General features: G+C 35.5%; 13 protein-coding genes. 7 read left to right on the forward strand and 6 right to left on the reverse strand.

Annotation, left to right across the window (positions count from 1 at the left end):
• The first annotated feature begins 74 nt into the window (after positions 1-74).
• The 4 genes from GWR14_RS18960 (at position 75) to metQ (ending at position 3,381) form a co-directional block, all read left to right on the forward strand.
• Positions 75-545: a cupin domain-containing protein gene (locus tag GWR14_RS18960; RefSeq protein WP_163410711.1), complete on the forward strand. Its 471-nt coding sequence runs from the start codon at positions 75-77 to the stop codon at positions 543-545.
• A gap of 260 nt (positions 546-805) precedes the next feature.
• Complete coding sequence (gene metN / locus GWR14_RS18965; protein ID WP_163410712.1) at positions 806-1,837, forward strand: methionine ABC transporter ATP-binding protein MetN; 1,032 nt, start codon at positions 806-808, stop codon at positions 1,835-1,837.
• Positions 1,830-2,483 carry a methionine ABC transporter permease MetI gene (gene metI, locus GWR14_RS18970; protein ID WP_163410713.1) on the forward strand — a complete coding sequence of 218 codons (654 nt, stop codon included), beginning with the start codon at positions 1,830-1,832 and terminating at the stop codon, positions 2,481-2,483. The genes metN and metI overlap by 8 nt, the downstream gene beginning before the upstream one ends.
• A gap of 79 nt (positions 2,484-2,562) precedes the next feature.
• Positions 2,563-3,381, forward strand: coding sequence for a methionine ABC transporter substrate-binding lipoprotein MetQ (gene metQ / locus GWR14_RS18975; RefSeq protein ID WP_163410714.1), 819 nt, complete (start codon positions 2,563-2,565; stop codon positions 3,379-3,381).
• A gap of 147 nt (positions 3,382-3,528) precedes the next feature.
• On the opposite strand, the gene GWR14_RS18980 is transcribed toward metQ, so the two are convergent.
• The 4 genes from GWR14_RS18980 to GWR14_RS18995 are packed head-to-tail and all read right to left on the reverse strand — an operon-like array spanning position 3,529 to position 5,517.
• Positions 3,529-4,077, reverse strand: a complete 549-nt coding sequence (locus GWR14_RS18980; RefSeq protein ID WP_163410715.1) for a hypothetical protein — start codon at positions 4,075-4,077, stop codon at positions 3,529-3,531.
• A 17-nt stretch (positions 4,078-4,094) separates the two neighbouring features.
• The gene (locus tag GWR14_RS18985) at positions 4,095-4,607 is read right to left on the reverse strand and encodes a hypothetical protein (RefSeq protein WP_163410716.1); all 513 of its coding nucleotides are present in this window, start codon (positions 4,605-4,607) and stop codon (positions 4,095-4,097) included.
• Positions 4,594-5,052: a hypothetical protein gene (locus GWR14_RS18990; protein ID WP_163410717.1), complete on the reverse strand. Its 459-nt coding sequence runs from the start codon at positions 5,050-5,052 to the stop codon at positions 4,594-4,596. The genes GWR14_RS18985 and GWR14_RS18990 overlap by 14 nt, the downstream gene beginning before the upstream one ends.
• 6 nt (positions 5,053-5,058) lie before the next feature.
• Positions 5,059-5,517, reverse strand: a complete 459-nt coding sequence (locus tag GWR14_RS18995) for a hypothetical protein (protein WP_163410718.1) — start codon at positions 5,515-5,517, stop codon at positions 5,059-5,061.
• Between the two features lie 237 nt (positions 5,518-5,754).
• On the opposite strand from GWR14_RS18995, the gene GWR14_RS19000 reads away from it, so the two are divergent.
• From GWR14_RS19000 to GWR14_RS19010, 3 genes are all read left to right on the forward strand, one after another.
• Positions 5,755-7,764 (forward strand): sensor histidine kinase, encoded by a 2,010-nt coding sequence (locus GWR14_RS19000; RefSeq protein ID WP_163410719.1) that lies wholly within the window; start codon positions 5,755-5,757, stop codon positions 7,762-7,764.
• Entirely contained in the window at positions 7,761-8,504 is a 744-nt protein-coding gene (locus GWR14_RS19005) for a LytR/AlgR family response regulator transcription factor (protein ID WP_163410720.1), read from the forward strand. Before GWR14_RS19000 ends, GWR14_RS19005 begins: the two co-directional genes overlap by 4 nt.
• A gap of 130 nt (positions 8,505-8,634) precedes the next feature.
• Complete coding sequence (locus GWR14_RS19010; protein WP_163410721.1) at positions 8,635-8,964, forward strand: DUF4870 domain-containing protein; 330 nt, start codon at positions 8,635-8,637, stop codon at positions 8,962-8,964.
• Between the two features lie 355 nt (positions 8,965-9,319).
• Here GWR14_RS19010 and GWR14_RS19015 read toward each other — a convergent pair whose 3' ends face one another.
• A complete protein-coding gene (locus GWR14_RS19015) occupies positions 9,320-10,342 on the reverse strand; it encodes an LLM class flavin-dependent oxidoreductase (protein WP_163410722.1) in 1,023 nt (340 codons plus the stop codon).
• 159 nt (positions 10,343-10,501) lie between these two features.
• Positions 10,502-13,312, reverse strand: a complete 2,811-nt coding sequence (locus GWR14_RS19020; protein WP_163410723.1) for a M16 family metallopeptidase — start codon at positions 13,310-13,312, stop codon at positions 10,502-10,504.
• Between the last annotated feature and the right edge of the window lie 18 nt (positions 13,313-13,330).

Below are 13,330 nucleotides of genomic sequence, written 5' to 3' on the forward strand. Positions count from 1 at the left end.
AAACAAGTGAAACGCCTTTTTTGTAGACAAAGTAAAAACTATGATTCTATGTGTTTAAAAAAAATAAGTAAAAAATGAAGACAATACCAAGAAGAGTAGTAACCGGATTACGAGATGGAAAATCATTCATTGAACAAGATGCCATTGTAACCAATGTTTCAGAGCATTTTCCGGGACTGATTATTTCTGATATCTGGTCAACCGATAGTACACCGGCGAAATTCGAAGAAAAAATTATTGAGAATACCGCTTTTCCGAATACGCCAAAACACGGAAGCTATTTTCGTTATGTACAAATCCCGCCGGATAAGGATTTAGGAATCGTAGCCCCGGAAGGTCAGCCGCATCCGTTAATGCATCAAACCGATACTTTAGATTATATCATCATTATTTCAGGAGAAATTTATTTAATTGTCGATGAAGAAGAAACATTATTAGAGGCAGGAGATATCGTAATCCAACGCGGAACGAATCATGCCTGGAGCAATCGTTCTGATTCGCCTTGTATTCAGTTAGCAGTATTATTGGATGCGAAAACAAATTGAGAAATAAAACAATCTACTATTTTGATAGGTTATTTAAAGTTTTGTTATTTTTGCATAAAAAATAAAATTATCTGTGTAAATTTGCAATCGCAATGAGAAACAAGAACCAGAATATGAAGAATTATTACAACAACAGTATAATGTGCTGTGATGTTGTAATGCATTTCACTGATCTGGCTTATATATAAAAGATACGATTTATTTCAAAAAGCCTTTCATGAATATTTGAGAGGCTTTTTGTTTTTAACCTGAATTAAAGAATGATTGAATTAAAAAATGTAACCAAAACTTTTCATCAGAAAGACAGGATTGTTTCGGCTTTGTCTGATGTTTCGCTAAAGGTTCCTCAGGGGAAAATTTTTGGTGTTATCGGAACTTCTGGTGCGGGAAAAAGTACTTTGATCCGTTGTGTCAATTTATTGGAAAGACCAACTTCTGGCGAAATCATTGTTGACGGAAAAGCTTTACTGCAATTATCAAATGCAGCACTGGCGATTGAAAGAAGACAAATCGGAATGATTTTTCAGCATTTCAATTTACTTTCTTCGAGAACAGTTTTCGAAAATGTGGCTTTTCCGTTAGAATTGACAGGAACTTCAAAAAGCGAAATCAAAACCAGAGTTTCAGAATTACTGCAATTGGTAGGTCTGGCTGAAAAAGCCAATGATTATCCGGCAAGTCTTTCGGGAGGTCAGAAACAAAGAGTTGCGATTGCGAGAACATTGGCCAACAATCCGAAAGTATTATTGTGCGATGAAGCAACAAGCGCTTTGGATCCTGCTACAACACGCTCTATTTTGAATTTGCTGAAAGACATCAACAAACGCCTAAACATTACCATTTTGCTGATTACACATCAAATGGAAGTGGTAAAATCAATTTGTGATGAGGTTGCGGTTATCAGCCACGGAAAACTGATAGAGCAGGGTAGTGTCGGCGAAATTTTCGCAGATCCAAAACATGAACTGACCAGAGAATTTATTTCTTCGTCTTTACATATTGAGGTTCCAACGGTTTATCAGGAAAAATTACAAAAAGAAGATAACGGAAATCTGAATCCGTTATTGAAACTGGAAATGACAGGAAAGTCGGTTAACGAACCTGTTATTTCTGAAGTTTCAAGACTTTTTGATACTGATTTTAAAATTGTAAGCGCACAAATGGATCAGGCAGGCGAAGTAAATTTTGGTGTTATGCTGATTGAATTATCAGGAAAGCGCGAAAATTTTGATGCTGCGATTCAATATTTTAATTCAAAACACATTAAAACAGAAATTATAGGTTATGTCTGATTCGATTATAGATTTATTGTTAAAAGGTACTTGGGAAACCATTGTGATGACTTTTGTATCGGGCTTTTTTGGTTTTGTATTGGGACTTCCAACCGGAATTTTGCTTTTTCTTACCCGTAAAAATCAAATATTAGAACAGCCTGTTTTAAACCGGACTTTGTCAATTTTGGTCAATGTATTTCGTTCCATTCCCTTTATTATTTTAATTGTATGGATGATTCCGTTTACGCGTGCCCTTGTCGGAACTTCGATTGGTGTTAGTGCAGCATTGGTTCCTTTGAGTATTGGAGCAGCACCGTTTATAGCCCGTTTGGTTGAAAACAGTTTATTGAGCCTTCCGTCAGGATTGATTGAAGCAGCCAGAGCTTTGGGGGCAACTCCGTTTCAGATTGTTTACAAAGTATTGCTTCCGGAAGCATTACCTTCTTTAATAAATGCGGCATCGATCACTTTAATTACGCTTGTAGGGTATTCTGCAATGGGAGGAGCAGTCGGAGCAGGCGGACTTGGACAAGTTGGTTATCAATACGGATATATTGGTTATGATGCCGTAACAATGAATTCGGTATTAATTTTACTGGTTGTTTTGGTATTCGTGATTCAGTTTGTGGGAGATGCTTTATCGAAACGATTTGATCACAGATAAAAACTATTCGAAAGTCGAAAGTGAAAAGTGAAAAACTGGAAGTATAAATCGAAAGTGAAAAATTAAATGAAATATAGCAATGAAAAATAAACTAAACATTTTAAAAACAGCCGGAATTCTAGCACTGGCCTTGATTTTATCAAACTGTGGAAACGATAAAAAAAATGATCCACATTTTATAAAAGTGGGAGTTGCTTCGGGACCGGAATTGAAAGTGGCTGAAGCAGCCAAAAAAGTAGCCAAAGAAAAATACGGACTGGAAGTAGAACTGGTTTCTTTTAATGATTATGTTATTCCGAACGAAGCTTTAAGTCAGGGTGATATCGATGCGAATGCTTTTCAGCACAAACCGTATTTGGATGAGCAGTCTAAACAGCGTGGCTATAAACTGGCCATTATCGGAAATACATTTGTTTACCCGATTGCGGCGTATTCCAAAAAAATAAAATCCCTTTCGGAGCTGAAAAACGAAGCCACGATTATTATTCCGAATGACCCGACAAACGGAGGACGTTCGTTATTGCTTTTACAGAAAAACGGCTTATTGAAACTGAAAGACGGTGTAGGCTTACTACCAAAAGTAACAGACATTATCAGTAATCCTAAAAATCTGAAAATACTGGAATTAGAAGCCCCTCAATTGCCTCGTGCTCTTGATGATGAAAATGTTTCAATTGCTATTATCAACAATACATTTGCTTCTGCTGCCGGACTGGTTCCTTCCCGTGATGCATTGTTTGTCGAAGATAAAGATTCACCTTATGTGAATTTGGTAGTTAGCCGTGAAGACAATAAAAACGAAGAGAAAGTAAAACAGTTTTTAAAGGCTTTTCAGTCTGAAGAAGTGGAGAAAGCGGCCGAACGTGAGTTTAAAGGCGGAGCTGTAAAAGGCTGGTAGTTTTTTAGTTATGAATTATGAGTTTTGGGTTATGAGTTTTACAAATGTTGATTTGGATTAGGTTTAAAAAGGCTTCGACTCCGCTCAGCCTGACACTTATTCTAATTTTATCCCAACAACTTATAACCCAAAATTCATAATTTTAAATTAAAACTTTTTATACTCAACACCGTGTTTGTCAGCATACGGCAATAATAATTTCATTACTTTCTCATATTTTTTATCCAGCTCGATTCCTTTTGTGTCGTCAAGTTCTTTTGCGGCACGATTGACTTCTTCTTCAGTTTTTCCGTCGTCAATCATTTTTGCAATTTTCGGAAAATCATTGGTTTGTACCTCTTGTGCATATTTAAACAATTCGATTCCGGCTTCAATAATGGGTTTGGTCTCCTCAGTCTGGCTTAGGCTGTTTATTTTTTTAATGTCTTCCTTAAAAGTATTTCCATAATAAAAATTCACTGCTTCAACACAGGTAGACGGGCGCATAGATTTTTGATCATCAGCAAGAGCTTGTAAAGTTCCGTTTACTTTTTGCTGGTAATATTCTTTAAAAACACGTTCAAAACTTTGTGGAATTTTATTGGCATTTAAACCAATAAGTTCAAAAACCCTGTTCGGAGAACTGTCGGTAAAAAAATTACATGAAAATAATACGGTTGATAAAACTACTAAGGCGATGATTTTGTGAATTTTCATATCAAATATTGTTACTATTAAACAGTCTGAGCAGTATCAATCATTTTTTGGATTTTAATCAAAATCTGATCTTCAAATAAAGCTTGTTTTTCATCGCTTTTTCTGCCGGAACTAAAGTTTTCACTGATGATGTAACTTTTTACAAACTGACTTTTTCTCGCTCCAATGCTGTAATGCCAGCTTCCCGTTTCGGAACTCACAAAAATAACAGCTTCCCCGAGTTTCAATATTTTTTTCTTTGCAGAAATTGGACTCATTCTGTAAACGGAATTTGTTTTTAAATCAAATGTATACTGAATTTTTGACCTGATCATGATATCATATAAGCTGTGAAGTACGCCGTAGCCCAGTAATAGGTAAAGTGAATAAAATAAAACTTCGTCTAAATAACTTTGAAAAAGAGGTAATAGTATCGCGCCGGCAAAAATTCCTGCCAAAAACCACTTCGAAAGCTGCTGTGTTGGTTTTAAAGGCTCAAAAATGAAATAATCAGAAGTTTCTTTTATGTTATATTTTTCACGAATGTGCATAGCTGTTCAGTATTTCGTCTATTTCATTTGCGAGATTTTGCATAGAACGGCTGGTAAAACCCTGTGCAATCATGGCCGTTTTTTCTTTTCCGTCTTTCAGATAATTTATGTTTAATGAAGTGTTGGTTGTTATAAAATACTGCTTCATTCTGACCAGTTCAAAGTTTTGAAAATCCTTTAGCGGAATAGGGAAAATTTTACCAATCAGTCCGACTTTTGTAATAATTGCTTTTTCATCCATATCGATGATAACCTGTTTTGACCAGATTGAAATAATACTGCAGACAGACAGAATACCAAAAATCCAGAACATAGCCATTTCGTTGATCCAGATTCCGCCGACAGCAAAAGCCCCAAGCCCGATGCTGACCAGTAAACTAAAGCCGTATTCACGCTTCATAATGTATTTATTTCCGTCTTTTGTGAAATTTTTAAATTGTGTCATCTGATATTATTCAATAGTTACACCGTCAATAATCAATGATCGGCAATTCAGTGAAAAATAAGAACTCGAATAATCACCATTAAGCTGATCGCTTAAAGCGTCCAATGTTGCACCTTTAAACTCAAATTTTCTCGAAGGCGTTTTTCCATAGGTATCTACCATAGTCAATTCGCCGTCTATACCGTTTTTGCTTTTCGCGAAAGCACTTAGTAAAGTGATATTCTGTTTTTCAAAATCAACTGCCAGATAATAATTTTTAGAAGCATTTTTGTCTAATGGATCTTTTGAAACAGGCTCAGAGGGTTTGGTAAAAGAAACCGTTGCAGATCTTACAACTGCAGTAATTGTTTTATTTCCGTCTTTTATGGTAATTTCAATTTTAGTGCGTTTTTCTTCCTGTCCGTAGGTGATTTGAGTTAAAGAACAGAAAAGAACGAATAGTAATGAAAGGATTTTCTTATTCATAATAGATTTGATTTTAAAATAATTTAGTATAACAAGATTACTTCACAGACACACCAATAACAATTATCAATTGGTAATTGGGAGGTTTAGATTTTTATTTGGTTAATTCTGAAATATATCAGGAAATGTTGGGTTTTTAAGGTGTTGTGAGTGAGATTTTTATCCGTTAAAAAATCATCCTAAAAATGTTTGGTCAGTAAGAAGACTTTTGTATTTTTCGGGTAATTATTATCATTTATGCCTCAAAATTTCATTTTTAACAGCAATAAAAAACGGAAAATTTTTCTGCTGTTTTTCTTCTTTACCGCAATCATTCAGGCTCAGATTTCTCCTGTTGAGAAAATGGCAGCAGAAGGCTACGCTAAACGTTTTTCGGATACTGTAGCCAGTATTAAAATCCAGCATCAGGCATTAGCCTTAGCTAAAAAAAACAAAAGCAAAGAGGATGAAGTCATTTGTTATTCTTACCTGGCGCTTACGCAAAGAAGACTGCTTCATTTAAAAGAGTTTATGCATTATGCTGATACGGCTTATTATCTTTCGCAAAATGTAAAAAGGATCAGATCAAAAGCGCACGCAGCTGTTGCTATGGGATCTTTGAAATCGTATATTGAAGATAAACCTGAGGCGCTGAATTATTCGCTTGAAGCATATAAAATGTTTTCAGAAATAAAAGCCCACGATCAATGCGCCAAAATTGCTTCGGATATATCGTATCTTTTTTATCCTGCATCGCCGGCAAAAGAAGAAAAATATGCGAAAGAAGCAATGGCTCATGCAGCTAAATCAGGAGATCCGGAGAGTCTGTTGTATGCAAGACTGGCTTTTGGAAGTTTTCTGACAGATAATATCGAAACCGGCGGAAAAAAGGAATGGGAAACAGCCATGAATTTTTTTAAGGAAACGGTTGCTCTGGCAGAAAAAAATGCAGACAAAATTGTAAGCAAAAGCAATATCGGAATTGCGTATGTAAATCTCGCCGATCTTTATACGAAAGACTCACAGCCCATTAATGAAAAGGCTTTTTTAGCTGCTTTGGAAAAAGCCACTGCCATCGCCAGAAAATATAATGTAAAAATTATTTTTAGAAGTGCAATAGGACTCCAGGGAATGTATTTTACTCAAAAAGGCGATTATATCAAGGCAGAACTTCTTTTTATAGACGGAATCAAATATCAAAATACATTGCCTTATACAGATAATTATCTTTTAGCGACTTTTTACAGCTGTTTAAAAGATGTTTCGGTTAAACGAAAGGATTTTGAGGCATATTATGCATATGATACGCTTTTTACCAAATACAATCAGTTGAAATATAATGAATCAACGCAATCTAAATTACAAAACGCTGAAGCGAGATATGAATCATCCAAAAAAGCAGAAAGGATCAAACAACTTGAACTGGAAAATGAATTGCAGCAGAAGAACAAATTGTTGGGTTACGGCATTGCAGGCGTTTTACTGATTGGGCTGGTTTTTATGTTCCGTTCGTATTATTACCGTCAGCGCTATTACCAGAACAGAGAAGATTTCCTGAAACAGGAGCAGGCGAATAGTGAACTTAAAATGCAGCTGATGGAAAAGGAAACAATAGAAAATCTCGCTGCAAGATTGTCTTTGGAAAGAAGGCTGTTGCGGTCACAGATGGATCCGCATTTTATTTTTAATGCTTTAGGAAATATTCAGAGTATGATTTTGCAGAAAGATACCATTCCGGCAGTTTCGTATCTAAATAAATTTGCGAAACTCACAAGGCAGGTTTTAGAACAATCCAGAAAAGAAACTATTTCGCTGGAAGAAGAAATCAATACTTTAAAAAACTATATCGAATTGCAGCAGCTTCGGTTAAACAACGGTTTTGATTATGTAATTGAGTGTGATGAAAACATTGAAACTGATATTTTAATTCCGCCCTTGTTGATTCAGCCTTTTATAGAAAATGCTGTTGAACATGGATTAAAACCACAGGAAAATAATGTACGGGGTTTAATCGAAATTTATTTTACAGAAGATGAAACCGGTCAAAATTTAACCTGTACCATTAAAGACAACGGAATAGGATTGGCAGCTTCCAGAAAGTTGAAGATAAATGATACTCACCAATCACTTTCAACCACGATTACCGATGAAAGATTAGCGAAAATGCAAAAAGAGAATCCGAATGCAGGATTTACAGTCAGTGAAAGAAATCCGGATACAGACGGGCAGGGCTGTATCGTAATTATAAATATTCCAATACTACAATGATATACAAAACCATAATTATTGAAGACGAACACCGGTTAAGAGAAGCTCTTTCAATTATGCTGGAAATGGTTTCCGGAGAAAATATCCAGATTATTGGATACGCAGAAAGCGTTGAAGAAGCCAAAAAGTTAATCGACAGACTAAAACCAGATTTGGTTTTTATGGATATTATGCTCAAAGACGGAACCGGATTTGAGGTTTTACAGCAGATTTCGTTTAATGCTTTTCACCTCATTTTTACAACCGCTTACGAACAGCATGCTATTAATGCTTTTAAATACAGTGCGGTTGATTATTTGCTAAAACCAATAGATCCTCAGGAATTAAAAGCGGCAATTGACCGTATAGAAATTCTGCATGAAAGAGTTCTCGAAAAACAGCAGATTACAGAATTACAGACGAATCTTTCTAAAACTCCTGACAGACTTGTGCTGCCAACGCAGGAAGCAATGTATGTAGTCAAATTAGAACAGATTCTGAGATGTGAAACTTCCGGTTCGTATACCACTTTTTTCCTGACCGATGGCCGAAAAATAATGGTTTCGAAACCGTTAAAAAATTATGAAGATATTTTGCTTCCGCCGATTTTTTTCAGGGTTCATCAGTCACATCTGATCAATGTGAATGCTATTTTGAGTTATTCGAGAGAAGGAATGATTCATATGAATGACAAATCGGTGGTGCCAATTTCGAGAGCAAAAAAAGAACAGTTTTTTAAATTAATGAAAGATGGATCCTGATGTTCTGATAGTTTTGACAGTTTATGAATTCAATCTTCACAAATACCAATTAAAAGTTACTGATGACAAAGTGATTATTCCGTATTTGTTTGATTGCATCTATTTTTGAACTATATAAATAATTAGAACAATGAATAATAAAACCTTATCAATCCTGAGCTATATCACCATTATTGGCTGGATCATAGCTTTCGTAAAAAGCAAAGACATAACGCCAAAAAGCGATCTTGTAACGTATCACCTTAAACAGGGCTTCGGAATTTTTCTATTCTCATTAGCTGTGAATATCGCCCTTTCGATAGTATTGACAATAGTTCCTTTTCTTTATTTCCTCAGCTATATTGGATACGCAATATTTATTCTTTGGATTTTCGGAATCATAAATGCCGCAAATGAACAAAAGAAACCAATTCCGGTAATCGGAAAAGTGTTTGAAGACAAATTTGGTTTCATAAACTAGAATTTAAATTTTGCGTTTTAGCATCGTTTTTTAATTTTTTGGAAAAAATGTTATCTATAATAGGTTAATTACAGATTGTGAATAATATATAAAGCAAAATCAGTTTTTTTAACTTGTAATTTTAATTAATCTGATCTGGTATTTGTTTTATAAAGAGCATTTAATACCTGAATAATTTAGAATTTAATTTCTGATTTAAAGAGATAGCTACGGTTATCTCTTTTTTTTTGTTTCTGATTCTGAAAAAATGCAGAAAAAGAAAATGATAACTCTAATGATTAAGTTTACAGTTGTTAAAAGTATTGACAAGAATAATAAGAAAAGCCCTTACATTAAAATAAGGGCTTAAAAAAAATTAACGCCAGCCAAGTGCCGGGGCAATATATTGTAAAATAGAAGAAAGGACATGCATATTGTAATCAACACCCAGAGTATTTGGGATGGTTAATAATAATGTATCTGCTTCCTGAATAGCTTCGTCCTGAGCCAGTTCTGCAATTAGTTTATCCGGTTCTGCTGCATAACTTTTTCCGAAGATGGCTCTTTTATCTCTTTCAATGTATCCAAAACTATCGGTTCCTTTTCCGTCCTGTCCAAAATAATACCTGTCCTGATCGTTGACCAGTGCAAAAATCGAACGGCTTACTGAGACTCTTGGTTCTCGTGTGTGTCCTGCTTTTTTCCAGGCTTCTTTATACAACCTGATCTGTTCGGCTTGCTGAATGTGGAAAGGTTTGCCGTTTTCGTCATATTTCAGAGTAGAACTTTGCAGGTGCATACCGTTTTCGGCAGCCCATATTGCAGTAGCATTAGATGCTGCTCCCCACCAGATTCTCTCTCTTAGTCCTTCAGAATGGGGTTCAAGTCGCAATAAACCCGGCGGATTTGGAAACATAGGGTAGGGGTTTGGCTCTGCAAATCCTTCGCCTTTGAGTCTTTCCAAAAAATCCAGCGCTTTTTTGCGTCCCATATCCGCATCTGTGTCGCCTTCTTCAGGTTCATATCCTAAATATCTCCAGCCATCAATAACCTGTTCCGGAGATCCTCTGCTTATGCCCAATTGCAGTCGTCCGCCAGATATTAGATCGGCTGCACCGGCATCTTCGATCATATATAGCGGATTCTCATATCGCATATCAATCACGCCGGTTCCAATCTCTATTTTGTTAGTTTTGGCTCCAATTGCCGAAAGTAACGGAAAAGGGGATGCTAACTGCTGTGCAAAATGATGCACACGGAAATAAGCGCCATCGAGTCCGATTTCTTCTGCTGCAACTGCCAAATCGATAGACTGAAGCAGCGTATCACTTGCTGTGCGAGCCTGATACCCCGGATGATTATTCCAGTGCCCAAACGATAAAAATCCTATTTTTTTCATATAGCTAACTATTAACATTTCAAATATACAACACCAAATTTGTATACTTTCTGTTTGTCAATTTCTTTAACTCTTTTTTGTCTTTTTTTACTAACAAAAAAGGCTGTCCGGGAAGACAACCTTTAATGACTAATAAAATAAAAATGTATTTTAAAGTTCTTACTTTCCTGATTGGCTTTCAGGGCTCATAATAACTTCAACGCTACTAGAACTATCCAAAACGTGCTTACTAAACTGCTGAATAGTTTTCTGATTAATTTTAGAAATTAAATTTTTATATTCTTCATCCTGTAAAAACGGAATCTGATTTAAGCTGTTGTTGTAAAGTGTTGTGTTCCAGAAAGAATTGGTTTTCAATGATTCTTCTCTGGTTTTTATCAATGCTTTTTTGATGTCTTCCAGATCGTTTGCATTAACCGGAACTGTTTTTAAGTCATTTAATTCTTTCCATACAATTTGCATCAGTTTCTCCTGTTTTTCAGGATTACAGTCAAAAGTCAGTGCAAGACTGAAAGTTGGGGACGGAATCTGTTCCAGAGTTCCGCCTACATTTACGCCATAACTTCCGCCTTCTTCTTCTCTGATAGTCTGCAGGAATCGTTTTGAAAGTAATTGTCCGATTACATACATAGAAAGTGCATTTTCTTTACTGTATGTAGCTTTACCTGTCAGGTTTAGATAAACAGTTGCTTTCGGAACTTCCATCGGACGTTTGAAATGGACAACTGTTTTTCCTTTTTTAGGTTCAATATTATGATCGGCATAATTCTCTTTTAAAGAAGGATTTGATTTTAGATTCCCGATGTACTTCTGAATTAACTCTAAAGCTGAATCCGGAATATTTCCAACAAAAATGAATGTGAAATCAGCCGCATTTTTAAAACGGTCACGGTAAATATTTTCAGCTTTTTTTAGATCAATTGTCTCCAGAAATTTTTCGTTGAACAGGAAAGTTCTTGGATTGTTATTTGAATTTGCTAAATCGACAGTGTCTTTAAAAGCACTTTCGTTATCTTTTTTAATGGTTTCCAGACGGTTTTTATATTGCTCTTTTAGAATATTAAAAATGTTCGGATCAAAACGGGGTGATTCAAAAGAAAGGTAAAGCAATTGCAGCATCGTTTCAAAATCGGCTTTATTGGAACTTCCTTGAAATCCCTGCGTATTTGCACCAATAAACGGAGCTGACTGTGCCACTTTTCCGGTCAGTTTTTCTTTTAAGCCAATGTTATCAAAATTTCCTAAACCGGAAGATCTGGCTAATGTAGTTGTAATTTCGGCCGATGCCAAATCTTCAGTTTTTACCAAAGATTTACCTCCTTTTGAAAATGCAGAAAAAACAATCTGATCTTGGGAATAAGTTGTTGGAAGCACAATTATTTTGGCATCGTTTTCTAAAATATAACCTTTTGCATCTTTTATTCCGGCAACTTCAAATGTTTTTTTGACAGCAGCAGGTTTTAAATCTTTTTCGATCAAAGGAGCGTTGTTTTCTTTTTTTGTGTAAGGTTCTAAAGTTTTACCTTCGACCTTTTTTATTACATTAACAACAGCTTCCTTAGTCGGAAAATCATTTTTGTCATCTTCAGAACCGGTAACTAAAACTACCTGATTGTTTGGTTTCTGAATCGTTTTCGCATAAGCGTTCAGTTCTTCCAAAGTGATGCTTTTAATGATTCCTACGATCAGTTTATAGTCATCATCAGCAGAAAGAAACGGTTTTGCTTTCAGGAAATAATTGGTCAGTTTATCAGCCCAGCTGTCGTTATCTACTTTATCTTTATTACTCAGAAAATCATCGTAAGAACTGATAAAAAGTTTTTTGGTACGGTCTAATTCTGACTGGACAGCACCAAATCGTCTCAAACGTTCAGTTTCTGTGTAGGCTTCCTCAAAAGCTTCAATTATTTTTCCTTTTTTGGCTAAAGCCGAAACATTAAAAGACGTATTTAATCTTGAAACAGGTGAAAAATAGGTTTTCAGATTTAAAGCTGAGCTTTGGTTTTTTAATATCAATTCTTTAAAGCGATTGTTAAGAATACTGGTGTAGAAAGAATTCATCACATTTTTTCGGGAAACAATGCTGTCTCTCACTAAAGGCTCATCAAGTACATATTGTAATGTAATAGAAGTAGATGAAGCTTCTTTATCAGATGCTGTTCCAAAATACAAATCATCATGGTTAGGAATCTTTTCGTATGTTCTGGCAGTAGCCTTTTTTGCTAAAGGAATACCCGAAAATATCGTTTTTACCTTTTGTTCCATGGCTTTTACATCAATATCACCAACAATGATTACCGCTTGTAAATCGGGTCTGTACCATTTTTTATAATAATTTCTTAATTCAGCATATTTGAAATTATTGATAATATCCAGATCACCGATAACGTCTCTTTTGCTGTATTTAGAGTTTTTGTACAAAACCTGATCAGTCTGGCTTTTTAGACGAAAATCACTTGTACGTCTGGTTCTCCATTCTTCACGAATTACGCCTCTTTCTGCATCAATTTCTTCATTGGTTAAAGATAAAGATCCTGACCAGTCGTGTAAAACCCAAAGTGTAGAATCAATCAGTTTTTCATTGGTCACAGGAACGGTGCTGATGTTGTAAACCGTTTCATCCTGAGCTGTGTAAGCATTGATGTCTTTTCCAAAACTTACACCGTTTTTCTCCAGCATCTTAATAATGCCTTTTCCTTTAAAATGCTCCGTTCCGTTAAAAGCCATGTGTTCCAGAAAATGCGCCAGTCCGTTCTGATTGTCATCTTCTAAAATAGCACCGACATTCTGAACAAAGTAAAAACTGGCTCTGTCTTTTGGTTCTTCATTATGCAAAATATAATACGTTAACCCGTTTTTTAATTTCCCGGTTGTCACGTTTTTATCCAGTGGAATCGTGGTTTTGAATTGAGAAAATGCGCCTTGAAAAGACAGCAGCAGCATCCCAAAAATGATATTTTTTTTAGTCATTTTTTTATTTTTTATTCA

Origin of the sequence: Flavobacterium ajazii (assembly GCF_010614725.1) — a bacterium.
Classification (GTDB): domain Bacteria; phylum Bacteroidota; class Bacteroidia; order Flavobacteriales; family Flavobacteriaceae; genus Flavobacterium; species Flavobacterium ajazii.